At 30.6% G+C, this 23,688-nt stretch carries 35 protein-coding genes; 5 read left to right on the forward strand and 30 right to left on the reverse strand.

Going from position 1 to position 23,688, the window contains the following annotated elements; translation table 11 throughout:
- Positions 1-85: 85 nt before the first annotated feature.
- The 22 genes from J2127_RS00715 to J2127_RS00820 form a co-directional block, all read right to left on the reverse strand.
- Complete coding sequence (locus tag J2127_RS00715) at positions 86-751, reverse strand: 30S ribosomal protein S5 (RefSeq protein ID WP_209731550.1); 666 nt, start codon at positions 749-751, stop codon at positions 86-88.
- Positions 752-760: 9 nt separating this feature from the next.
- Positions 761-1,345 carry a 50S ribosomal protein L18 gene (locus J2127_RS00720; protein ID WP_209731551.1) on the reverse strand — a complete coding sequence of 195 codons (585 nt, stop codon included), beginning with the start codon at positions 1,343-1,345 and terminating at the stop codon, positions 761-763.
- A gap of 279 nt (positions 1,346-1,624) precedes the next feature.
- Positions 1,625-2,074 carry a 50S ribosomal protein L19e gene (locus J2127_RS00725; RefSeq protein ID WP_209731552.1) on the reverse strand — a complete coding sequence of 150 codons (450 nt, stop codon included), beginning with the start codon at positions 2,072-2,074 and terminating at the stop codon, positions 1,625-1,627.
- Positions 2,075-2,234: 160 nt separating this feature from the next.
- The gene (locus J2127_RS00730) at positions 2,235-2,639 is read right to left on the reverse strand and encodes a 50S ribosomal protein L32e (RefSeq protein WP_209731553.1); all 405 of its coding nucleotides are present in this window, start codon (positions 2,637-2,639) and stop codon (positions 2,235-2,237) included.
- A gap of 8 nt (positions 2,640-2,647) precedes the next feature.
- Entirely contained in the window at positions 2,648-3,196 is a 549-nt protein-coding gene (locus tag J2127_RS00735; protein ID WP_209731554.1) for a 50S ribosomal protein L6, read from the reverse strand.
- Positions 3,197-3,283: 87 nt separating this feature from the next.
- Positions 3,284-3,676 carry a 30S ribosomal protein S8 gene (locus J2127_RS00740; RefSeq protein WP_209731555.1) on the reverse strand — a complete coding sequence of 131 codons (393 nt, stop codon included), beginning with the start codon at positions 3,674-3,676 and terminating at the stop codon, positions 3,284-3,286.
- 37 nt (positions 3,677-3,713) lie between these two features.
- Entirely contained in the window at positions 3,714-3,875 is a 162-nt protein-coding gene (locus J2127_RS00745; protein ID WP_013180434.1) for a 30S ribosomal protein S14, read from the reverse strand.
- An 11-nt stretch (positions 3,876-3,886) separates the two neighbouring features.
- Positions 3,887-4,432, reverse strand: a complete 546-nt coding sequence (locus tag J2127_RS00750; RefSeq protein ID WP_209731556.1) for a 50S ribosomal protein L5 — start codon at positions 4,430-4,432, stop codon at positions 3,887-3,889.
- 262 nt (positions 4,433-4,694) lie between these two features.
- Complete coding sequence (locus tag J2127_RS00755; protein ID WP_209731557.1) at positions 4,695-5,429, reverse strand: 30S ribosomal protein S4e; 735 nt, start codon at positions 5,427-5,429, stop codon at positions 4,695-4,697.
- An 11-nt stretch (positions 5,430-5,440) separates the two neighbouring features.
- On the reverse strand, positions 5,441-5,800 hold the full coding sequence (gene rplX / locus J2127_RS00760) for a 50S ribosomal protein L24 (protein WP_209731558.1): 360 nt from the start codon (positions 5,798-5,800) through the stop codon (positions 5,441-5,443).
- 30 nt (positions 5,801-5,830) lie between these two features.
- A complete protein-coding gene (locus J2127_RS00765) occupies positions 5,831-6,229 on the reverse strand; it encodes a 50S ribosomal protein L14 (protein ID WP_013180438.1) in 399 nt (132 codons plus the stop codon).
- Between the two features lie 22 nt (positions 6,230-6,251).
- The gene (locus J2127_RS00770) at positions 6,252-6,578 is read right to left on the reverse strand and encodes a 30S ribosomal protein S17 (protein ID WP_013180439.1); all 327 of its coding nucleotides are present in this window, start codon (positions 6,576-6,578) and stop codon (positions 6,252-6,254) included.
- Between the two features lie 479 nt (positions 6,579-7,057).
- Positions 7,058-7,420 (reverse strand): ribonuclease P protein component 1, encoded by a 363-nt coding sequence (locus tag J2127_RS00775; protein ID WP_209731559.1) that lies wholly within the window; start codon positions 7,418-7,420, stop codon positions 7,058-7,060.
- Between the two features lie 118 nt (positions 7,421-7,538).
- Complete coding sequence (gene yciH, locus J2127_RS00780) at positions 7,539-7,847, reverse strand: stress response translation initiation inhibitor YciH (RefSeq protein ID WP_209590330.1); 309 nt, start codon at positions 7,845-7,847, stop codon at positions 7,539-7,541.
- A gap of 243 nt (positions 7,848-8,090) precedes the next feature.
- Positions 8,091-8,300 carry a 50S ribosomal protein L29 gene (gene rpmC / locus J2127_RS00785; RefSeq protein WP_209731560.1) on the reverse strand — a complete coding sequence of 70 codons (210 nt, stop codon included), beginning with the start codon at positions 8,298-8,300 and terminating at the stop codon, positions 8,091-8,093.
- Positions 8,301-8,335: 35 nt separating this feature from the next.
- A complete protein-coding gene (locus J2127_RS00790) occupies positions 8,336-8,992 on the reverse strand; it encodes a 30S ribosomal protein S3 (protein ID WP_209731561.1) in 657 nt (218 codons plus the stop codon).
- A gap of 92 nt (positions 8,993-9,084) precedes the next feature.
- Positions 9,085-9,546: a 50S ribosomal protein L22 gene (locus J2127_RS00795; protein ID WP_209590324.1), complete on the reverse strand. Its 462-nt coding sequence runs from the start codon at positions 9,544-9,546 to the stop codon at positions 9,085-9,087.
- Positions 9,547-9,564: 18 nt separating this feature from the next.
- Entirely contained in the window at positions 9,565-9,795 is a 231-nt protein-coding gene (locus J2127_RS00800) for a hypothetical protein (RefSeq protein WP_245326394.1), read from the reverse strand.
- A 412-nt stretch (positions 9,796-10,207) separates the two neighbouring features.
- A complete protein-coding gene (locus J2127_RS00805) occupies positions 10,208-10,477 on the reverse strand; it encodes an elongation factor 1-beta (protein WP_209731562.1) in 270 nt (89 codons plus the stop codon).
- A gap of 169 nt (positions 10,478-10,646) precedes the next feature.
- Entirely contained in the window at positions 10,647-10,811 is a 165-nt protein-coding gene (locus J2127_RS00810) for a zinc finger domain-containing protein (protein ID WP_209731563.1), read from the reverse strand.
- A gap of 301 nt (positions 10,812-11,112) precedes the next feature.
- Positions 11,113-11,835 carry a hypothetical protein gene (locus tag J2127_RS00815; protein WP_209731564.1) on the reverse strand — a complete coding sequence of 241 codons (723 nt, stop codon included), beginning with the start codon at positions 11,833-11,835 and terminating at the stop codon, positions 11,113-11,115.
- Positions 11,836-11,920: 85 nt separating this feature from the next.
- Positions 11,921-13,294, reverse strand: a complete 1,374-nt coding sequence (locus J2127_RS00820) for a M20 family metallo-hydrolase (RefSeq protein WP_209731565.1) — start codon at positions 13,292-13,294, stop codon at positions 11,921-11,923.
- A gap of 307 nt (positions 13,295-13,601) precedes the next feature.
- On the opposite strand from J2127_RS00820, the gene J2127_RS00825 reads away from it, so the two are divergent.
- From J2127_RS00825 to J2127_RS00835, 3 genes are all read left to right on the forward strand, one after another.
- A complete protein-coding gene (locus J2127_RS00825) occupies positions 13,602-14,387 on the forward strand; it encodes a basic amino acid ABC transporter substrate-binding protein (protein ID WP_209731566.1) in 786 nt (261 codons plus the stop codon).
- A 707-nt stretch (positions 14,388-15,094) separates the two neighbouring features.
- Complete coding sequence (locus tag J2127_RS00830) at positions 15,095-15,382, forward strand: hypothetical protein (RefSeq protein WP_209731567.1); 288 nt, start codon at positions 15,095-15,097, stop codon at positions 15,380-15,382.
- Between the two features lie 67 nt (positions 15,383-15,449).
- The gene (locus J2127_RS00835) at positions 15,450-15,629 is read left to right on the forward strand and encodes a preprotein translocase subunit Sec61beta (RefSeq protein ID WP_209731568.1); all 180 of its coding nucleotides are present in this window, start codon (positions 15,450-15,452) and stop codon (positions 15,627-15,629) included.
- Between the two features lie 169 nt (positions 15,630-15,798).
- On the opposite strand, the gene J2127_RS00840 is transcribed toward J2127_RS00835, so the two are convergent.
- Both J2127_RS00840 and J2127_RS00845 read right to left on the reverse strand, forming a co-directional pair.
- Positions 15,799-16,530 carry an amino acid ABC transporter ATP-binding protein gene (locus tag J2127_RS00840; protein WP_209731569.1) on the reverse strand — a complete coding sequence of 244 codons (732 nt, stop codon included), beginning with the start codon at positions 16,528-16,530 and terminating at the stop codon, positions 15,799-15,801.
- Positions 16,514-17,179 carry an amino acid ABC transporter permease gene (locus tag J2127_RS00845; protein ID WP_209731570.1) on the reverse strand — a complete coding sequence of 222 codons (666 nt, stop codon included), beginning with the start codon at positions 17,177-17,179 and terminating at the stop codon, positions 16,514-16,516. Before J2127_RS00845 ends, J2127_RS00840 begins: the two co-directional genes overlap by 17 nt.
- 599 nt (positions 17,180-17,778) lie before the next feature.
- On the opposite strand from J2127_RS00845, the gene J2127_RS00850 reads away from it, so the two are divergent.
- The gene (locus J2127_RS00850; protein WP_209731571.1) at positions 17,779-18,096 is read left to right on the forward strand and encodes a transcription factor S; all 318 of its coding nucleotides are present in this window, start codon (positions 17,779-17,781) and stop codon (positions 18,094-18,096) included.
- 254 nt (positions 18,097-18,350) lie between these two features.
- On the forward strand, positions 18,351-18,947 hold the full coding sequence (locus J2127_RS00855) for a YfcE family phosphodiesterase (protein ID WP_245326395.1): 597 nt from the start codon (positions 18,351-18,353) through the stop codon (positions 18,945-18,947).
- A gap of 63 nt (positions 18,948-19,010) precedes the next feature.
- Here the strand turns inward: J2127_RS00855 and J2127_RS00860 are convergent, their stop codons facing one another.
- From J2127_RS00860 to J2127_RS00885, 6 genes are all read right to left on the reverse strand, one after another.
- Positions 19,011-19,430 (reverse strand): 4Fe-4S dicluster domain-containing protein, encoded by a 420-nt coding sequence (locus J2127_RS00860; protein ID WP_209731572.1) that lies wholly within the window; start codon positions 19,428-19,430, stop codon positions 19,011-19,013.
- 40 nt (positions 19,431-19,470) lie between these two features.
- Entirely contained in the window at positions 19,471-19,992 is a 522-nt protein-coding gene (locus J2127_RS00865; protein WP_209731573.1) for a 4Fe-4S dicluster domain-containing protein, read from the reverse strand.
- Between the two features lie 123 nt (positions 19,993-20,115).
- Complete coding sequence (gene porB, locus J2127_RS00870; protein ID WP_209731574.1) at positions 20,116-21,009, reverse strand: pyruvate synthase subunit PorB; 894 nt, start codon at positions 21,007-21,009, stop codon at positions 20,116-20,118.
- 142 nt (positions 21,010-21,151) lie between these two features.
- On the reverse strand, positions 21,152-22,315 hold the full coding sequence (gene porA, locus J2127_RS00875; protein WP_209731575.1) for a pyruvate synthase subunit PorA: 1,164 nt from the start codon (positions 22,313-22,315) through the stop codon (positions 21,152-21,154).
- 185 nt (positions 22,316-22,500) lie between these two features.
- Positions 22,501-22,761 carry a pyruvate synthase subunit PorD gene (gene porD / locus J2127_RS00880; protein ID WP_013180461.1) on the reverse strand — a complete coding sequence of 87 codons (261 nt, stop codon included), beginning with the start codon at positions 22,759-22,761 and terminating at the stop codon, positions 22,501-22,503.
- A gap of 104 nt (positions 22,762-22,865) precedes the next feature.
- Positions 22,866-23,396, reverse strand: a complete 531-nt coding sequence (locus J2127_RS00885; RefSeq protein WP_209590297.1) for a pyruvate ferredoxin oxidoreductase subunit gamma — start codon at positions 23,394-23,396, stop codon at positions 22,866-22,868.
- Positions 23,397-23,688: the final 292 nt, after the last annotated feature.

The following is a 23,688-nucleotide window of genomic DNA, read 5'->3' on the forward strand; positions in this document are numbered from 1 at the left end:
TTTTATAATAAATAGAAATTAATAAAATTATACAAAAGTATAATCAATTAATTAATAATTAATCGTTTTTAGATTATCGAGCTAATTAGAATACTTTGCCTTCTTTAAGACCTAATTTAGCCTTTTGAGCAGGTAAGCATTTTATAAAGTTTAAGTTGTTTAAAGAATCAAATACCGCTAATGCGAAGTTGTATGTTGTTCTTGTGTCTCCGAATGTTTTTGTCCAAACATCCTTAACACCAGCAAGTCCTAAAACTGCTTTAGCAACGTTACCTGCAACTAAACCTACACCTCTTGGTGCTGGTATAATTTGAACTTTAACACTACCGCATTGACCTTCTGCTGTGAATGGAATTGAGTGTGGTCCACCGCAACCGCATTCCCATGATCCGCAACCTACTCTTACTCTAATGAGTGATAATTTTGCGTGAGCGATAGCTTTTCTGATAGCTGGGCCAACTTCTTTAGCTTTACCCATGCCTACTCCAACGTAGCCGTTTTTGTTTCCAACTACTGCTGTAGCTCTGTATCTTGCTCTTCTTCCTGATTTGTGCATTCTTTGAACTAATTTAACGTCCAAAACTTGCTCTTCAAGTTCAGGTAAAAGTGCGTCAACAATTTCTGGTTCAAGTATAGGAGTACCTTTATCGATGATTTCGTCGATTGAGGTAATTTGCCCTTCCTTTACTAACCTACCAACTTGAGTTTTTGGTTCCCAAGCATCGGTGTTAAATCTTCTTTTTTCAGCCATTTTATCACCTTACAAGCTAAGGATTTTTTCTTTTATTTCTTCAAAGTGTGCTGGCAAATCTTCAGGGTTTAAACCTTTTTCTAAGTACTTTGAGAATTGTTTCTTGTAAGCGTCTTCGTCTTCAGCTTTTAAAACTTTTGCGTATGCAGCAATGTGAGCACCTGAAAGTCTTTCCTCGTCACCGATGATTTCATCGCCGTGTGGAATTTCTAAGCCTGCATCAAGAGCACCTTTTAAAACTGCGAAAATTGCAGCTCCTTTTGTAGCTCTGTGTAAACCTTTATCAAGTACTGCTTCTTCAATGCCTTCTTTTACAGCTTTTTTACCAATCAATAAACCTGTTAAGTACGCTGTTGGTAAGTTACCACAGTGTCCTTTATATCCTAATTTAACAAGTTCTTTTGAATGTGCTGAAGCTAATATGATATCTCCTTTCTCATCGTAAGCTACTACTTGAGCTACAATGTTGTTTAAGGATTTTCTCGCAACTAATCTTGGCTTACCAGACAATAATAATCCTAATCTTTGTCTGAAATCTGTTTTTCCTTCTCTTCTTCTTCTAAAAGGAACTCTGTACTTGGCGTTTGTTGCCATAACCATTCCTCCTTATAACTTTAGTTATAAATCGATAATAATTACTGAATATTGACTAATCGTTAATAGAAAGTTATTAAATCTAAAAATAAATCCAATAAGCAAATCCATTAAACCTATTAAATTCAATTAAACAATTGTAATTATTAATTTTAGTAATTATAAAGGATAATTATTTTATGAAAAGATTATTAAATCAAAATACTGAATCATAAAAACCCAATATCGCGATAATTATAATTAATATTATAATTGATATTTAAAATATTAATTTTTAAATTATTCGCTTGAGATACCGTGGTCTTTCATGTAAAGCTTCATGTGGTTTCTACTTCTGAAAGCGCCACCTTTAGCCATTCTGTACAATTTTCTGTACTGTGTTCTTTCGATTTTTTCGTCTTCTCTTAATTCTTTTAGCATTCTTCTTAAAGGTCTAATGGTGTTTATCCATTTTTCTTTTTTAGGAGTTCTTGCACCCTTAGCCCCTTTTCTAGAACCTTGGCCTTTTCTTTTGCCTTTTCTTTTCTGCTCTTGTATCTTTTTCTTTCTTGCGCTACTGATACCCTTTTCTTGTTTCTTAACAATGATTCCATCTTTCACTAAAGCTCTGATGTCATCTTTGGTAATTGCAAGTTTAACTTTTTCCAAGTTTTCAGGGTCAACCCATACTCTATCAATACCGCAATCGAGTATGTTAGCTGCAATTCTTCTTTGAGTTGATACATCCATAATATCACCTGTCTTTACATTTTCAGACGTATGGATTCGATTGTTATAATTGCAATAACATTAATTCATGAGAATTACTCTAATTAGCCTGAATTTGATAATTGAATATTAGAATTGAATTATTTACACATAAGTTCTTAATTTAAAATTAATTACTTAATTATTGTAATAATTCTTCTTGTTTTTGTTTTGAGATGTTTAAAATTCTAATGTTTAACTCGTTAGCTTTTTTAACCATTTCAATTCTTTTTCTCTTACCAACTGTTGATGCAATTCTTGCCGCCTGAGTTTCAGGGTTTAAAGCTGAAATCTCTTTAACGTTATTAACAAGAATGTCTTCTAAACCTGATGGGTGAAGATTTCTTACTAATGCAGGGCATCTGTATCCGATTTTAACTACAGCAGATCTGTGTTTCAATCCAATTCTCATACCACTGTGTTTACCGAATGGTCTTCTCCAGCTGGTGCCGATTCTTGCGGTTCTGTGGCTATCTTGTCTTTTGAATTCAGGTCTTTTCTGTTTCATTTTGAGTTTTAATCTCATTAATCTTTTAAAATCACTCATGAAACCACCTATAATACCTTACCTGCTTTTTCAACGATGTAGATACCGTCTTGGAATACTCTTGTATCTCTTCCGCTTACTTTAGTGGCTTGTTCAATGTTTGCAGCAGTTTGACCAACAAATTCTTTGTTAACTCCACTTACTACTACTTGTTCACCGCTTACCTTAACAGTAACTCCAGGCATTACTCTTGCAGTTCTTGGGTGTTTTTCACCTAAGAAATTGTCAATAACTACAACATCGCTTTTAACACTTACTTTCATAGGGAAGTGAGCGTATTTAATTGCTAATTTGTAGTCAAAGCCTTCTGTAACTCCTTTTATCATGTTAAGAGCGTGTGCTTTATATGTACCTACCATAGCGGTCTGTTTTTTATTTGGGAAAGAACATTGGATAACTAAGACATCGCCTTCTGTTGAGAATTCGATTCCGTTGTAATTTAATGTTTTTTCTAATTGTTTACCGCCGGATTTTACAGTAATGTTGTTGCCGTTTAGTTCAACATTTACATTTTCTGGGATAGTAACTTCTTCCCTAATGAGTGCAGCAACTGGCATAACTATACCTCCTCGTCTCATTGTATGAAAATACAATAATAATAAATAATATCTTAGGATATTAGCTTATAAATTTGCTTAACGCAATTAGTAGATGTATGAAATTAACCTTCCACCAATTCCGGCGTCTTTTGCTTCATCGTGAGTCATTAACCCTTTCGGGGTACTTACGATTAACAAACCGAAACCTTTTGCTGGTAAGTATCTCTTTTCAAACTTTTCAAATTCTTGATTTTTAACTGCGAATCTTGGTTTTACAGCGCCACATTTGTTAATCTGACCAATTAATGTTACTTTGTAAACTCCCGCTTTACCATCTTCGATGTATTCAAAGTTTCCAATGTATCCTTGGTCTTGCATAACTTTGAGTACTCTTCCAATTAATTTAGATGCAGGTTTTAAGTAAGCTGTGTTTTTACCTACGTTTTCACAGTTGGATATATGGTTCAATGCGTTCGCAAGAGGGTCCATTAAGCTCATACTGTTACCTCCTTGTCCTTTCTAATCCTTTCATCACTTAATCGTACTTTTTAAATCCTAAGTTTTGTGCCATTTCTCTAAAGCATTGCCTACATAAGTTTAAGCCGTATTTTCTAATAATTCCCGGTCCTTTTCTTCCGCATCTTTTACAAACCTTGGAACCTTGTCCAAATTTTTTCTTGAACGGTGCTTTTGTCATACATACTCACCTTATTCTTCAAGTACTTCCATATCGAATGTTGCTTTAACTAATTCGATAGCTTCGACTTTTTTAACTAAGTGTTTTTCAGGAATTGTGTTTCTTTTAAGCTTTCTTGATTTAACTCTGTATCCTGGCTTTTCAAAAGTTACACATACGTCCATACCGTATATTCCAACTGATGGGTCGTATTTTTGGCCTGGGAAGTCAATGTGTTCCGGAACACCAAATGAAAAATTACCTACTTTATCAAATGACCTGTCGTATAATACTTTACCAGATGCTTTGAAAGCAGTGAAAGCGTTCTTTAAAAACTCTTCAGCTTTAGTACCTCTTAAGGTAACTTTCAATCCAATTGGTAATTTTTTTCTGATTCCGAATGCAGGGTTAGTTTGTTTTGCCAAAGTTCTCACAGGTGCTTGTCCTGTAATATCTTCAATAACTTTAGCTCCAATGGTTAACCTATCTCCTGCTTCACCAACACCAAAGTTTACTGTAACTTTTTGAATTCTTGGTTTTTTCATCGGTTCTTTTTCCCATATTTCTTGGAATGACATATTTTGCCCTCCTAATCTTTTTAGGGTTCTTGTTTCTAAAGTTATATCTTTTAGAAATAATATTTAGAAATCTTTGAAATTAACCAATTTCAATTATCGTAAAATAATCAAAATTAATTCAAATTTAGCTAATCTATCATAAGTACTAACAAATTATCGAAATATTAACAATAAGTCAAATTATCAATAAATTATCAATAAATAACAATAGAATCAATAAACAATCTTTAATTAATTGATAAAATAATCATTAAATCATTAATTATAAATTGATTATTGGTTCATTGTCGCCTACGATAAATACGTAATCTTTAACGGTTTTAAATTGTTCGCCGTCTTTTGTTTCAAGTGTAATTATATCTGCATATAATTTTCTTTCTTCAATTTCTACGATTTTAGCGAATTCTCCAACGTGTTTACCGCCAGTAACGTATGCTAATTTGTTTTCTCCAAATTGAACATGTCCTGCAATTTTTTGTTCAGGTATTGATAATAAAATACTGTCGCCTGTTTTGTAAACGTCTTCTTCTGCTTTTGTAGCATCAGCAACGGTTACTATTTGGTTTCTACCATCGTGTAAGTTTAACTGGATGTGTCCACCTTTAATAACTGTTTTGTTTACAATTTTGCACAATTTTACATCAGCATTTTCAACTTTGTTCAAAGTTAATCTTCCGGCTTCGTCAAATAATACAACGTAATTTTCGTTCATTAAAGGAACTGAAATTAAATCCATTAATCCTACTGGAAGTTTGTATTCTTTTCTTTTTCTACCGTCGATTAAGATTTTTCCTGTTTGGATAATCTTTTTAGCTTCTCTTGAATTGTCAGCGTATTTTAATACATCTCTTATTATCAATAACAATGGTAATGATTTATCCATTGCGTGTGAACCAGGTGCAGGTCTTACTGTGAATGTTCTGACTTTTCTTGGGATTTGCCAGTTTGCTGGAGCGGCTAATCTTTTTAGATGTCTTTTAGGTCCTTTAACTGCCATGCTCACACCTCTTAATTATTAGCGTTTTTAAATCTCTTATCGTCTGAATCATCCAACTTTACAATCATCAAATTTGATGGGTGTATAGGGTATGATTTTTCTGTACCATCTTGTTTTTTGTTAACTACGCCTGCTACAATAACTTTGTAGTTTTTGTAACTTACGTTGGTAACTTCTCCTTCAACGCCTTTGAAGTTTCCTCTCATAACTTTTACCAAGTCTCCTTTCTTCAAAGGTATTGAATTCTTATTTACTTTTTCTTTTAACTCTTTTGACAACATCGCTGACATTAAGCTGTTTCTTAAATGTAACGGTGCGTTGTAGAGTGCTTTTCTTTGCTTTCTTGGCTGTTTTGAACTAGTCAACACCATTATTCCACCTTACTTATTTTTGTGACTCGATTAGTGAATAATTTTAGCCAATCTTGAAACACCAGGCCATCTTTCAGCAGCTTCTTTTGAAACTGGACCTTTGATTTCTGAACCTTTTGGTGTTCCTTCTGGTGTTACAATAACTGCTGCGTTATCTTCAAACTTAACTCTTGAGCCGTCTGCTCTCTTATATTCTTTCTTCTGCCTGATGATAATAGCAGGTAAAACTTGCTTTCTCATTTCAGGAGTACCTTTCTTAACTGAAACAAAAACCATCTGGCCTACACCAGCAGCTGGTAATCTTCTAACTACACCAGAGTAATTCTTAACTGATATAACTTCCAATTCTTTAGCTCCTGTATTGTCTGCACAGAATATTCTTGCTCCGTTTGGTAATGACCTTACTACGGTTGACCCGATTCCTTTCATGATATTCACCCATTTAAAGGAATTATTCTTGTATTGTCTTTTCGATTACTACAAAAGATTTTGTTTTGCTGATTGGTCTGCATTCCATAATTTTCACGATGTCTCCAACTTTCGCTGCGATACATGGTGAGTTATGTGCGATCATGCTAACTGTTCTTTTTTCGTATCTTTCGTACTTTGACAAGTATCGTATAATTTCTCTTTCGATTACAACTGTGTTGTGTCCTTTATCTGAGGTTACTACACCTTCAAATGTTTGACCTCTAACTGGTAATTTCCCGTGGAAAGGACAGTTTATGTCATCACAAACATTTTCAGGAGTTTTTACATCAATTCCTATGTTTGTCATTATTATACCTCCAGATATAGAGTGTATTTTGTATATGTGATACATATAATTATTAATTGGTATAGTCCCAGAGTAAATACGGGTTACAGGTATATAAACATTTTTCAGATATCAAAATACAATTTAATTATAAAAATAATTAACATATTTTACATATCATTAAATATTTTTTTCTGTTAAATTTATAATAATACTCATAAATCATACAAAATTAGCAAATCACTTTGCAATAATCAAAAAATCCACATATTCATTTTAAATCATCGTATTAGATAATACCTGATTCAAATAAACACAATTTTGATTATGTTTTGTATAACCCATAATACTTAATATACACACTTAATATAAGTTTAAATGCATCTTGGGACCATTAAAATAATTTCTAACGATTATAATAGGGTTATCCTTCAAAAGCCAAACAAATATAGACTTATATAAATTATATAAATTATATAAATTTTATATTTACTTAACATTTAATAAGGATAAATTTTTTTGAATTTTCTTTTCAACCTATCTTCAGGCCGTCCTACAAGTAAATTTCCATCGATTTTTACTTTAAAAAGACCCTCGGAAGTAGTTACGTCGAATTGAAATACTGCAATATCTTTTGGAATTTGAAATTCCTTATAAAGATACTGTACGTCATCGTCCGAGTGCTCGTTCTTTTGCTCGTTAGTAACAAAAGAATTTACCACTTTAGACTCAATGGTTAACGTATTTCTTGTTTCGTCAACAACTACTCCCTTTTTACCGATAAGTTGTTTGTTGGTACATTGAATTACTTCAACGCTTAACCCTATTAACTCATGTCTGAGAATATCTTTCGAAATTTTCATGGGTGTCCCTACCCAAATAAAGGCTTGTGGGTGTACTTACGTATCCACTACCTTTTCAATAATATTTAATGTAGTAAGTTAGTATGGTAATATAGTATATAAACTTAATTACAACTAATTATCTCACATCGATCATGTTCTTTGAGAAGCCCATACCTATGAGAATGTCTTCAGCTTTTTTCCTGTGATCTCCTTGCAATTCGATACTATCTTTCTTAACAGTTCCACCGCAAGCACAGATATCTTTTAATTTCTTTGCAAGGTCTTTAACGTCTATAAGGTCTGCGTCGAAGCCTTCAACAACAGTCATCAGTTTACCAAACCTACGTTTAGTAACGTAAACTTTTATTTTCTGTTCTTCTTTAGCTATTTCCTCACAAACACATAAATCTTTAGGTAAACCACATATTGGACAAATCTCCGGCATTAATGCACCTCTCGTTTTGATACAACGTTTTGTATTTTTTATAGGTTATATTCGATATATTATCGATATTTATATCCAATTTTATAATAATTATAAATAATCTGCATATTGTAATATCAATTATGCCATATTTATAGCTATTAATTTATATTATTTAAACTTAATGTCGACTTTTTATAAAAATACATTTTTTTAAATTAATTTAATATACAATGTACTTCAAATATTCGTCATTAAACTTAATTAAGCATTTTGTGCTTCTTTTTCTTTCATGATTGTCAATACTCTAGCAATTGTTCTTTTAAGAGCTTGGATTTTACCAGGATTTGAAGGTGAACCGCCTGTTGCTTTGTTAACGCCTTCTTTCATTAACTCTTTTTTCATTTCAACAATTTTTTCTTGCATTTCTTCGAGTGACAATTCTCTGATTTCATTTGCTTTTAAGATTGCCATCTTACCACCTTTTAATGTATTTGGTGTTTACTGAATTATTGTTCTTCAGTTGCTTCAACTACTTCAGCTACTTCAACTACTTCTGACACTTCTTTGATTTCTCCGGAAGTGATTACGATTTCATCAGGTAATGATACATCAGGTAACATAATTTTTACTGTAACTCCAACTACACCTAATTTTAATTTTGCAAGTTGGTGTGATTTCATAACTAATTCTTCTGATGGTTCACCACAGTGTTTCATGTATCCGTCCATGAACTTTTCAGTTCTTGATCTTTCACCGGATAATTTACCGGAAACGATAATAGATACACCTTTTGCACCAGCATTCATAACTCTTCTTACTGCTGAGTGTGCTGTTTTTCTGAAGTGCATACCTTTTTCGAGTGAAGCTGCAATTTTGTGACCTACTACTGCAGGGTCTAAATCAGCGTTTTCGATTTGTTTAACTTCGATTTGTGGGTTTTCGATTTTGTAAACTGTTTTTAAGGTTTCTGTTAATTCTTTAACCATTTTACCTTTTCTACCAATTACAAATCCAGGTTTTTCAGCAAATACGGTTATTCTTGTACCAATTGGTGTTTTTTTAACATCAATGTGGCTGTAACCAGCTTTTACTAATTTTTTACAAAAATATTCATCAATTAATGCTTCTGAAACATTATTTGTAACAAATGTTCTTTCAATCATTGTTTCACCAATATTCAACGATTCATCATTAGTTCTTAACTTTTAAACTTTTTAAACTAAACTAATGTAATCATTTTTTATTATATACGCAATTAGTAGAATTCTTCTAATATAACTTGTACGTGTACTGTTTCTTGGTATTTAGGTGAAGCCCTACCAAATGCTCTTGGCATGTATCTTTTGATTGTGAATCCTTTGTTTGATGAGATGTGTTTAATTCTCAACTGTTCTGTGTTCATGCCTTTGTATTCTGCGTTTTTCTTAGCATTCTCAAGAACGTGAAGGATTTCTCCCGCAGCTTTTTGTGGGAATCTACCAGCGTGCCATTTTAAGTCCCCTTTTCTGTGAGGAACGTCTTTGTCATGTCTTTTGAACGGTACAGCTTGTTCTAACTTAATAACTCTGTTTAAGTAAGCCATTGCTTTGTCTAATCTCATACCGTTTATTTCTCTACAAATCTCAATTGTGTGTTTTCTTGAAATTTTTAAAGTTCTTCCCATAGCTCTTGCTGTTTTGCTTGGGTCAGTTTTAACTTTATAGTTCAATTTAACCATCATATACACCTCAATAGGTTAAAGCTTCATATTGTATATGAGTTTAACAGTGTTGATGCAGTTGACTTTCACATTTCCAACCGTGTTTTTTAATACAAAATTGGGTTTTGCGTGCTTGCCTACTACCATAATAGGTTTTTCATTTTGCCTGATATTTACCGTATATCCCTTTTCTGAAATATACTCTATAGCCGTTTTTAATTGCTTATACTGATTTATATAGTTTTTCATACCGCCCATATTAAACATCCCCATTCTAAATTTTGAAACCTATTAAACATATTTTAAACACATTTTATTTATTATATGTATCATACTTTAAAATTTAGTTAATTGACATTATATTACGCTGTAATGAATAATTACACAATTGCAGTTATCAGCAATTTCAACCATTATCAGATTCAAAATTATCCCTTTATGATAATTCATCAAGTCTGCAAATTAGTTTAATTAATTTATTTCTGATTAATGTTTGATTAATTTTTATTAACTTGATTAATATTCGATAAATAACAACATAAGTACAATACAATGTTTCTATTAATTAAACAGTATTTAATGGATAATTAACGTTAATTGCATGTATTTAAATTTACTTAATCCGGTTATTAACATTAGTCATAATTTTAAATCATTAGCATTTATCAATACAGATTAATTAAATTAATGAAAGTTCTACAACTTCTGCACTTTCTACATCTTCTAAATCATTCATTGCTTGTTCGATAGGGTCCATTCCACCCTCTCTTTCTTCCATTTCAACCATAACGTAAACTGTGTACAATCCGAATGCTAAAGGTTCGTCTGATACACCCCTACATTTAGCGTCATTTTCTTCAACAACTTTTGTTAATTTCTCTTTTAAAGCTTCTTTTTCCACTTCTGGGCTTACAGGCATTACCTTTACTTTAGCAATTACGTCAGCCATGATATCACCGATTAAATCGTTTTAATTCTGATATAGATATGATATAGATATATGATATATTCTATGTAAAATATACTATATTAACTATATATTGATTTAATGTGAATGTATTTAGATCTAGATAAGTAGTTTAAACCATATTACTTATTACTTATAGTATGTAATTCGATTATGGTCCTTCGTATCCACATACAGGACATTTGTATGTGTTACTTAATTTTCTACATTTTTCGCATCTTACAATTTCTGTTTTACCACAGTTAGGGCATACAAATCTTGTAGCGTTTTCTCTTGGTGCAATTTCTGCATTACATGTAGTACATTTAGCTTTCATTGTTTCACCACTTTTATTTATTTAAGCTATGATTATGGATAAATATAATAGGTAATTTACCATCATATTGCTTCCTAGTTTACTAGGCGCATATCCTATATAATATATAGCCTTATAAAAGTTTTTATGAAATTGAGTAATATAAATTTAAACATATTGTTTAATCGTATTTAAAGTTATATACCGCAAAGAATTTTGAGTATAAACTAAATATGATTACTATAAATTATTATATAAACCTATGTAAATCAAATATGATAAAACAGAAAATACATAATAGTTTATTAAATTTATTTAATATTTATTTCAATATTTTTGTATATGTATCGATTTTATTTTCCAAAATACTAATTATCCGTTCTGGAAAATTACCATTTACCACATAGCATTCAATATTGTTAGAACATATGAATTCTGGTAAATATTTATCAATCGAGGTAAAACCTTTAATCGATTTGGCATTTATGGTATTTAATAGTTTTCCTTCAGGGTATTTTGTGTATATTCCATCGACATCTGTTGCAACTATTAATTTTTTACAATCCATTAAATCTGCAATGTAGCCTGCAAAACTGTCCGATGTTACATCCCAGGAACGAGGCAACTTATCCGTAGATAATATCAAATTAGACGGTAAAAAAATTAACAAGTCGTCATCCTGAAACATATTTTTTGCATCATAAATATTATCAGTTGTTTTTACCTTTGAAATATCTTTCATATATATTCCAGTTAAATCTGTGCATAATGTAGCTAATTTATGAGCCCCGCCGTCGGAAAGATTTGTTTTTTCATAAATATCCCTTACATTGTTTGCAAAGTTTCCACCACCGGGAATTATCAGTAGTTTTGTTTTTATGGCGTTATCGATATTGTTTAATTCTTTAATTTCTTTTTTCAATTCTTTTAAAAGATTTTCACAATTTAATGTTAAACTACCGCCAATTTTCAAAATAACAATTTTATATTCGTCCGTGTGACCGTTAGATTCGCTATACTTTAAATTTTTTTCATCGATATTCATAAAATCCCCTAAAATAATAATTATAAAAAATAAAAATGATTTATTATAAAAATAATTTAAAAAGTGATTACAAATAGGATTATACTTATCTATTATCCTCTTTTACAATCATTGCTAGATATACTTTAGCCATATTTAATAAATCAGAAATATCGATATTTTCATTAGGTTGGTGAGCTGTTTCGTTACCCATTCCCCAAACAACAGCTTCATATCCTTTAACTCTTATAGGGGCTGCTACAGTACCGCCACCCATACCACATAATTCAGGTTTGATATTCAATATTTTTTCAATTGAATTACTTATTTCTTTTATGGATTTTGAATTTTCAGGTAATTTGCCGGATTTCTCTAGATTTTCAACTTTGTAGGTTATATCAATATTATTTAACAATTTCTCGCTATAATATATTAAATTAGTAGGCAATTCTCTCTTAAATTTCAATATAGTATTGTCTATTGTTTTTAAAACGTCATCTACATCATAATTTGGTAAAACCCTGCAATCAAAATACATTTCGACATTTCCTGGAATTGTATTTGCATTCTCTACGGAATTTTTAAAGATTGTTGGTTCAAAACTTGAGTATGGGAATGTAAATATCTCGTCTTTTGCATTGTATTTTTTGTAAAGGGTTCTGTAAAGCATATCGCTAAACAAAAACGCCATAGTACTTGCATTAATTCCTTTGAGTGGCGTACTGCCGTGACATTGGAAACCTTTTATTGTAAATTTAATCCACATGATTTGTTTTTCAGCAATTTCCACAAAGTTTCCATGACCTACCCCGAAATCAGGGACTATTATAATATCTCCTTTCTTGAAAAGCTCATCTTCATAATTTAAAAGGTGTCTAATTCCATAGGTACTGCCATTTTCTTCATCAGCTACAAAAATGAATCTTAAGTTGTATTTTAAATCAGATTCAGGATTTAGGGATTTTTGCTTAAATTCATCTAATATCATTTTTAATATTAAAAAAGAGGACACGATACCTTTTCCATTATCTTCGCTACCTCTACCGTAAATTTTACCGTTTTTTATGACTGGTTCGTACGGATTTGTATCCCATAATGAAATATCGCCCTCAGGTACTATATCCATGTGTGAAATTATTGTTAAACTGTTTTCTTTGTTCAAATCTAAATCTACAACCACGTTTGGTCTTACGATGTTATTTTTATCAGTTGTATTGTATTCCTTTATTTTTAAATCCGCATTATACTTTTTTGCGTATTCTTTCATCTTTTTTATAATATATTGTGCTTCTTCAACTTCCCCCTTTCCCCCAAAGCCAGGATTTACAGAGTTTATTCTAATTAAATTTGAAGCAATATTTATTGTTTCATTTTCTAATTCTTTTTCATATTGTTCTTTACTTTGTTTGGTTAATAAACCTAATAATTTTGGGGAATCGGATAAATTTTTTAAATTTTTGCTATTGGATGGATTTTGCATAATAATAACCTTAATTCTCTTTATTTTATCTATTATTTTTTATTTATTTCTTTTATTTCTTTTATATTATTATTTTATTATTTTATTATTTTATTATTTTATTCCTGGATAATATTATAATTTAATGATTAAAACATTGTATAGTATTTATTATTTGGTATTGTTTTATTTTTACTATTGTTTATTATTTTTCATTTTGTATTATATTTTAAGATAAAAACAATTATATATTATTTAAAAATATATTATTAATTCCTACTATTAACTTAGTTATGGGCATTAAGAATAGATATAATTCGGTGAAATTATGGTTAAAAATGGTATTAAAGCTTTATTTTTAGTTGCTTTAGTTGCCCTTGTTGTTTCATTCGCAGGATGCACCGATAACGGCAATAACAATAGCAACGTAGATGATTCAAAAGTATTAACAGTTGGTTGCTGTGTTGAATTTAGACCTTTTGAATATATGGATGAAAAAGGCGTACCAATGGGATTTGATATAGATATTATCAAAGAAGTTGGAAAAAGAATGGACAGAGAAGTTGAAATTATAGACTCACAATTTGATGGCCTAATACCTGCATTAAATGCCAAAAAATATGATTGTGTTATCTCAGCTATGACAATTACAGAAAACAGGTCAAAAGAAGTTAAATTCTCAAAACCTTACTTTGAAGCAGGTCAAATATTATCTGTTATGAAGGACGATAACGAAATAACTTCATTAAAAGATTTAGGTAATAAAAAAGTAGGTGTAAAATTAGGTACCACTGGTGACATCATTGCGTCAGCAAGTGCTGAAGAATACAACTACGAAGTTAAACAATATAATAAAATAGGCGACGCTTACATGGATATGAAAAATGGCAAACTCGATGCTATTATCGTTGACAATGCGGTTGCTATGGAATACTTAAAAGAAAACCCTGGTTTATACAAATTAACCGGTGAATTAATGACTTCAGAAGCTTACGGCATTGCTACAAGATTAGATGATACAGAGTTATCAGAAAAAATCGATAAAGCGTTAGACGATATGAAGGCAGACGGTACATACGATAAAATCTATGCAAAATGGTTTAGTGACGAATAAATAGCCTAAAATCGTATAATATAAGATTTAAAATTATTGATAAATTTTATTTCTTACTTCTTATTTTTCAATAGATTATTTCGTATTATTATGTAATATTTACAATTTTAAATCCACTTTATCAATATTTAGAATTACAGTTATTTTAATTCTTTAATTTTATATTTTATACTTTAGTTCGTATTTTAGCCCATATTTATTCACTACATATTATTGAATTTTAAAAATATTATCCCAACCTAAATAATTATTTAGCCTGTTATACAGGGATAATTTTTTATTCGAAGAAGTGTCTAGTTATTAGTATACTTTATAATATTGCTAAGACTAATAAATCCATAAGTGCTAAATAACGTCATAAAAGTTAATTAAAATATAATAGATGTGATACTATTAAAAATAACAAAAATAATAGAATTAAAGGCAATAATAACAATAAAATAAGCAATGATAGCTTAAAAAATATATTATTTGTAGTATTTAGTTCGTTACTTCTCATAACTTGTGTTTCCACAGCAGGTTGCTTTGAAGAAGATAATGAAAATATAGATGGAATTAAATCATTTAATGATTTTAAAAACCAAATCCCTCACGAAAAAGTTGGTGTATTAATCCCTGAAATTGCAGAGGCGCAGATTAAAAAAGATGCTTCAAAAAGTTCTTTCAGTAATAAGAATATGCAGGGGGCTAGAGGAACTATTTACTATATGAGCACCATAGAAACTGAAAATATTAAAACAATAGCAGATTTTATGGATAAAGAATCTACACACAATTATATAATATATGTTGATAAAATGGGCTCTCGATATATTGTAAATTATTATTCGGTGTTTGGAAAAGGCTCACAATTAACTGATGAAGATAAAGATGCGTATGATGAAGTAGCTAGCATGCTTTCAATGGTTTTACCTTCAAAAATAACATTAGTTATGCGTTCTGGGAAATACGAAAGAGACCAAGAGATATACCAATCAATGGTTACTTCAATTTAATCTGATACATATAAATAATATGAATAGATAAATATGATTAACTAAAAATTCTAAAAATAAATTTATAATGACAGGTGGAATTTTGGCTGGAAAAAACAACGATGAAGGATTGAGCACAAGTGCTGGTTTAGTTAGATACATGGATACGGACATATCCAAAATTAAAATAGAACCTGAAAAAGTGCTTGGTATAACCTTTGCAATAATTGTTGCAGAAGCTTTATTAAATTACGGATTTTTAATTTAATAATTTAATTAATTCGACATATTTTTAATTATTTTTAATTATTTACGTTTATTTTATTCTAGTTTATTTATTTTTTATCGTTTTTTATTTGTTTTAGTTAAAAAAGATTAAAAGAGTATTTAATATCTATTTATATTTTATATTTTATGTTTAATTCTATTTTTTATTTTTAATTATGAGATAAAATTTTTCCAAAGAAGTTTTTAGTCCTATCATGTTTAGGATTTGTAAATATCTCAGATGGCGCTCCTTCTTCCACGATAGTGCCCTCATCCATAAATACAATTCTGTCACCCACTTCTTTTGCAAAACCCATTTCGTGAGTTACTACAACCATTGTCATACCTTCGTATGCAAGTTGTTTCATTACATCTAAAACTTCGTTAACCAATTCGGGGTCTAATGCAGAGGTAGGTTCATCAAACAACATTGCGTCGGGTTTCATTGCCAAAGCTCTTGCAATTGCAACTCTTTGTTGTTGACCGCCCGAAAGTTGTATGGGGTAAGCATTTTCCTTATCTTCCAATCCTACTTTTTTGAGTAACTCCCTTGCTTGTGTTTTAGCTTCGGATTTTGATTTTTTCAAAACTTTTACAGGTGCAAAAGTAATGTTATCCAATACTGTAAGGTGAGGGAACAAGTTAAACTGCTGGAATACCATGCCTATTTTTTGGCGAATTTTGTTGATATTGGCTTTTTTATCACAAATATCTTGGTCTTCAAATATTACTTTTCCATCGGTTATTACTTCAAGACCGTTAATACATCTTAATAATGTGGATTTACCACTACCACTTGGCCCCAAGATAACCACAACTTCCCCTTTTTCGACCTTTAAATTTACACCCTTCAATACGTGATTTTCACCGAATTTTTTATGAATATTAACCATTTCTATCAATTTTCCACCTTTTCTCAATATACAGTACAATTCTGCTTAATGGTATTGTCATTAATAAATAGAATAAAGCTACGCCTAACAATGGAGTCCAAGCGTTATATGTCGCACCTCTAACCTGGTCACCAACTCTTAAAAGCTCCACAATTGCGATTACAGACAATAATGAGGAATCTTTTAACAAGATGATAAATTCATTACCTAATGCAGGTAAAACATTTCTAAAAGCTTGAGGTAATATAATATATCTCATTGATTGGAAATAATTCATCCCCAAACTTCTTGCGGCTTCCATTTGTCCATGATGAACGGATAAGATACCTGCCTTTATAATCTCTGCTATGTAAGCACCACTGTTTAAACCCAATGCTAAAACACCGGCTACAAATGCGTCAAGATTAATGCCCAAATCTGGAAGACCGAAGTAAATTATCATAATTTGAACCAGCATCGGGGTACCCCTTATTAATTCCACATAAATGGCCGAAAAGCCACGGTATAAAAAATTTGAAGATATTCTACCAACCCCTACAAATACCCCCAATATTATACCTAGTATAATAGACAATACGGTTATTTTAAGAGTCATTAATGAGCCGTCAATTAACCTAGGTACTATCGAAATAAATAAATCAACATCAAAACCTGCCATTATCTCACCATTCTAAAAACTAAAAATATTTCAGCGAATAAATAATTAAATAAATACTTAAAAGTTAAATATACAATTAAATAAGTATAAACAGTTAAATAAATAAAATCATAAAAAATCATAAATATACATTTATTAATATATTGTATATTTTTTTTAACTAGATTAAAAGTTAATGTAAATATATTATTTAAATATTATCTATCTAATATTCTCATATCCTCAATGTATTATTACTTAGGATATCTTATTATTTTCTATTTTACTTTAAAATTAAGCGACAGACAATTTAAAAAACGAAACTTTGAAAATATCAAAAAATATATATAGTAATTAAACTATCATTAGTTGAATTATGATATAGTAGTCCAAATTATAGTTTTATTTAAAATTGATAAAAAAGCATATAAACTAATAATATCAAAAATAAATTGTAAACTAAAATATTAAAGTCCATATAAAAATTATCGACTATTATTTATGTTAAATAAATTAAAATAAGGTATATTTTAAAATTTTATGATTTAAATTATTTAAGTCAAACTCGTAATTCGTTTTGATTTTAGATTGCGAGTATATATAAAATATAGAGGGAGATTATGGTTAAATTTTGCCCAAAGTGTAATAATATAATGTTACCTAAAGAAGGTAACTTAAAATGTGTAGTATGCGGATTTGAAACTAGTTTGGAAAATACTAAAGATAAATACGAGTTATCTGAAAAAATAGAAAGCAAATCACAAGATGTTACAGTAATTGAAAATGTAAATACATTGCCATCAATCAGAATTGAATGCCCAAGCTGTGGAAATATGGAAGCATACTGGTGGTTACAACAAACAAGATGTGCAGATGAACCAGAAACAAGATTCTACAAATGTAAAAAATGTTCACATACTTGGAGAGAATACGATTAATTAACTATATTTTTATATAATCTTAATTTAATATTTTTAATATGTAAATTAATGTTTTAAATTTTATTTGTATATTTTAATTCAAGCTTAATTTTAATTTTTTTATATTTTCGTAAGGTATAATAATAATCTTTTTTAAAATAATATTATTAGTAATAATTTTAAAATAAAATATATTAACACTCTTTATTATATCTATTCAACTCATTTCATCTTTTACAAATAACCACTTGCAAAATTAACGGGGTGAAAAAATGAATTACAAGTCGATTGGAGAAAGCTTTTATAATAAACCGATTGAAATAAACGACCCTAACATACGAATTGGTATTATCTCAGATACTCACGTCCCACATAGGTGCAACAATGACAATATTCCAGAATATGTTATAAATGAACTTAAAAAAGTGGATTTGATAATCCATTGTGGTGATTTAACCACTCCGGAGATAATTAAAACATTGAATGACATAAAAAAACCGAAATACAAGCTTATTATCGTAAAAGGTAATATGGATAGACATGACATTCTATTGTCAAAGGTTAATCTACCTAAAGAATACATATTTACAGTAAATGGTCTTAAAATAGGCGTAACCCATGGCGATATGATAGAACCCCGTGGTGACAAATTAAAAATGAAATATATGGCACTTGAAAAAGAGTTAGACGTATTAATCTCTGGACATACGCATGTACCAATGATTGAAAGCGTAGAAGGTCTTGATAAAACCATAATGCTATTAAATCCAGGTAGTTTCACATGCCCCAGAATACCTTTAAAAACGTTTATGATATTAGATTTTAAAAATAACGAATTAAATAAAATAGAATTAAAAGAAGTAATATAAATAATATAAAATTACGAATAATTTTTATTAAACTATTCTTTAAATTATTTTAAATTATTTGAATTATTTGTTCAATGTAGTCAATTTTTTCAATTTAGCTAACATATCTTCTCTTTTATCTTCCACAATCTTTGTATATGGTGATAAAGCACCTGTTGGACACACATCCACACAGATTTCTGAATCAAATTCCATACAATCATTACATTTTGTAGCAATTCCACTAGAGGTGTCTATCCTTATAGCTCCAATAGGACATACCTCAGTACATAAAGAACAGCCAATACATTTATCACTGTCGAGGATTATCCTATCCCCTACTTTTTTAAGTGCGTCTTCTGGACATACTTGCACACAAGGGGCACTTTCACAGTGCATACACCTTATGGGAATGCCTTCAACGATAAATATTGCGTTATGGGGGCAGGAACGTTCACATTTTCCACAATCCACACATAACTCAATGTTGGGCATTATTTTCATAATATCACCACGTTATGATATAAATATAATAATTTAATACCTATGGGTTGTTTACCCTTGAAGAAGAAGTTACCAAGGATAATAAATCTTTATTTTTATTTTTATTTGCTTTTGAACCAGGTTTTGTAACACTTGCTAAATTTGGCAAATTCTTGAGTTTTTTAGATAATACGATATCTTCAACATCTATTACTTCTAAGCATCTTTTAGAACATGCTTTTATACAAGCACATTCGTTATTTTCCTCGATACATAAATCACATTTGTGGGCGGTTTTTTCGTTTATGAAAATTGCACCAAATGGACAAGCTAACGCACATAATCCGCAACCTATACATAATTCCTCATTTAAGTGAACTGTGCCATTGTTAACGTCTATTGCATTTACAGGACATATCTCACCACAAGGAGCTGAAGCACAATGTTGGCATACCACAGGGAAGTATTCGCCTTGATAATCAAGTATACTTATCCTACTAATCCCATGAACCTCTGAACATGCTTTCATGCAATCTCCACAATTATCACAAGATTTACTATCTAACATGACAATTTTTTTCATAATAAATACACCTTTGAATAAAAATTAATTAATAGTACAAATAGGATTAAAAATTTAAAAATTATCAATAATTATCAATAACTAAAATATTGCATAATAGTTATTAGTTATTATTTATTAAATTTAAATTCCCATTTCTTGACATTTGTGGTTGATTAATTTTTGCATTTCTTCAACATCTTCTTCGGTTAAATGCCTGTATCTTTTTTGAGTTTTTAAGTATTCTTCAATTGAAATTCTTTTTGAAGGTTTGTATGTTACTCTGTACTCGCCGTTTTCAATTTCATAGAGTGGCCAAATTCCTGCTTTAACTGCCAATCTACCTAATTCAACTGTTTTAGCTGCAGGGTATCCCCAACCTGTTGTACAAGGTTGTAAAATTTGAATAAATGCAGGTCCATCAATTTCACATGCTTTTTTAACTTTGTTCATAAAGTCTTCTGGGTAGCTGATTGAAGCTGTAGCTACGTAAGGGATGCCGTGAGCTGCCATAATCATTGGCATGTTTTTCTTAGGTCTGTTTTCTCCCCTAATTACGCTACCTGCAGGTGAAGTTGTTGTTGAAGCCATGTATGGTGTTGAACCACTTCTTTGAACACCTGTGTTCATGTATGCTTCGTTATCGTACATGATGTAAACCATGTCGTGACCTCTTTCCATTGCACCACTTAATGCTTGGAATCCGATATCTGCAGTACCACCGTCACCACCGAAAGCGATTACGTTTACTTTTTCGCCTTCGTAAAGTCCTCTTTTTCTTTTCAAGGATTTAACTGCTGCTTCGATACCACTTGCAACTGCTGCTGCGTTTTCGAATGCAACGTGCATCCAAGGCACTCTCCACGCTGTTTCTGGGTATGGAGTTGTCATAACTTCGAGACATCCGGTAGCGTTTGCTACGATGGTGTTTTTACCTGCTGCTTTTAAAGTCAATCTTGCAACAATTGCTGCCCCACAACCAGCACAACCTCTGTGTCCGGGAGCAAATAATTCTTCTCTTGGGAATTGTCTTGCCATCTTACCACCGATAAAATTATTGAAATTTTAAGGTTTAATTATTTTGGTATTGTTATTTTAATATTATTTCGATTATTATTTCGATTATTATTTTTAATATTGGTTTTATTATTGTTACTATTTTTTAATTATTCAACTTAAATTATTCTTTTAAGCCAATCCATTTTGTTTCAGTGTCTTTTGCTTCGTTTTCAGTGTGTTCTATGATTTCTTTGATATTTGCTTTTCTTATATCTCTTCCACCGAGTCCTACGATGTAGTTAACGGTTTTTTTGTCCTTTAAGAATGGAGCAATATCAGTGAACAAAGCACCTTTGTCTAAACCTAAGCTTATATCTTTATCCAAGATAGCTACGTTTTTAGCACCTTTTAAAGCTTCTTTTATTTCTTCAGTTGGTAAAGGTCTGTAACTGATGATTTTCAATAAACCGTATTCTTTACCTTCTGCTTTTAACTCATCGATTACATCTTTAATAGTTCCACACAATGAACCCATTGTTATTAAAACTGTTTCCGCGTTTTCGATATTGTAAGTTTCTATTAATCCGTTTCCGTAAGCTCTACCGAATTTTTCAGCAAATTTATCGTGAACGTCTTTAATAACATTTAAAGCTACATCTTGAGCTTTTTGAACATCATGTCTTGTTTCCATATACCACTCAGGGTCACCTAATGCACCTTGAGTCATTGGTTTTTCAGGTCTTAAGTATGCGTGTTTAGGTTCGTATTGACCAACAAAGTTCAAAACTTTTTCTTTTTCAGGTATTTCCACAGGTTCCACGGTGTGTGTTAAAATAAAACCATCTAAGTTTACCATTACTGGTAATAAAACGTTTTCATTTTCTGCGATTTTAAATGCCTGGATAATTAAATCTAAGGTTTCTTGGTTGTTTTCAGCGTACAATTGAATCCAGCCAGTATCTCTTTGTGAAATGCTGTCTTGTTGGTCGTTCCAAATGTTAATAGGTGCTGATAAAGCCCTGTTTGCGTTCATCATTACGATAGGCATTCTCATACCTGCTGCAGCGAATAATATTTCGTGCATTAATGCTAAACCTTGTGATGATGTCGCAGTGAATGTCCTTGCACCGGTTGCACTTGCACCGACACATGCACTTATTGCTGAGTGCTCACTTTCTACTTTAATGTATTCCGCATTTAATTCCCCGTTAGCTACGAATTCCGCTAGCTTTTCAACAGATGTTGTTTGAGGGGTGATAGGATAAGCGGCTATAACATCAACGTCTGCCAATTTAGCAGCTTCCGCAGCTGCTGAGGTGCCGGTTATAACTTTAACATTTTGCATGGTTATCCTCCCAATGTATTTTTTGGAAATTAGTACAATATTTTTGATAATTTATTTTAAATATATTCTAAATTATATCTAACGTATATTCTAAATTATATTCTAAGCCATTTCTAGTTTTAATATGTATTATTGAAATTTTATAATGTTATTATAGTTTATTTTATTTTATTTTGTAATTTTAATTACTTCTCTTCTCTTATACCCGTAATTGCCTTTACAGGACATTCTTCTTCACAAATTAAGCAACCTTTACAGTAATCGTAATCAATCTTGAAATCTCCGTTTTCATCTGGTTGAATACAGCCTTCAGGACAGAAAATATAACAATTTTCACATTTTATACATTTATCGTTGTCTAAAATTGGTTTAAAGACTCTCCAACTACCGGTTTTGTTGTTAATTGAGTTTCCAGGTTCATAAATAATAGTACCTTTATTAACCATAAGTCCACCTGTTTTCTTAAATTATTTACCTTATTTATCTTATTAGATTATTATCTTATTAGATTATTATCTTATTAGATTATTTGGAATATTCATAATTATATTTATAAATTTTGAACACTGTTGTATGCCTTTTCAGCAGTTGCTGCGTTCTTTTCGCCTAATTTACCAGGGAATGTATCTTTAATAGCTTTTTTTAATGATTCAAGACTAACTTGGTTTGTTAAACCTGCAAATGCTCCTACCATTGTGGTGTTAACAATTGGTACGCCTAAAACGTCTAATGCAATTCCTGTTGCATCGATTGTTTTAACGTCGTATCCTTCCAAGTGAATATCTTTTAATGTGTTTATTAAAATTAATCCGCCTTTTTGCAGACCGCTTGTAACGTCTGTTGTATCCAATAATGTAGGGTCTTGAACAATTACAAAGTTTGGTGCATAAATTTGGGTTCTTAATCTTATTTTTTCATCGTTTATCCTTGTAAATGCCATAACGGGGGCACCCCTTCTTTCTACTCCGAAAAATGGGAATGCTTGACAGAATTTACCGTCGTAAAATGAAGCTTTGGCAAGAATTTGAGCAGCAGTCACTGCACCTTGTCCACCTCTTCCGTGAAACCTAACTTCAATCATTTGTCCACCTCAAAACGGTCGCTTAATGTTATTACATTATTATTAATTTTTTGATAATTTGATATTTTTTGATTTGATATTTTTGATTATAGTATTGATTAGTATGTTTTATGATATGTCACAAATTCGATAAGTATTGTCAATTATTATTTTATAAAATGTAGTAAATAAAATATGAGACATTAGAATTATAATGATTAATCATTATAATTATATAATATATAAAGATTTTTATTCTAAGTCAAATGTCGTATAAAATGTCGATAAAATTTATACAAAAATCAATTAAATT

Source organism: Methanococcus voltae, from assembly GCF_017875395.1.
Classification (GTDB): domain Archaea; phylum AGJL01; class Methanococci; order Methanococcales; family Methanococcaceae; genus Methanococcus; species Methanococcus voltae_C.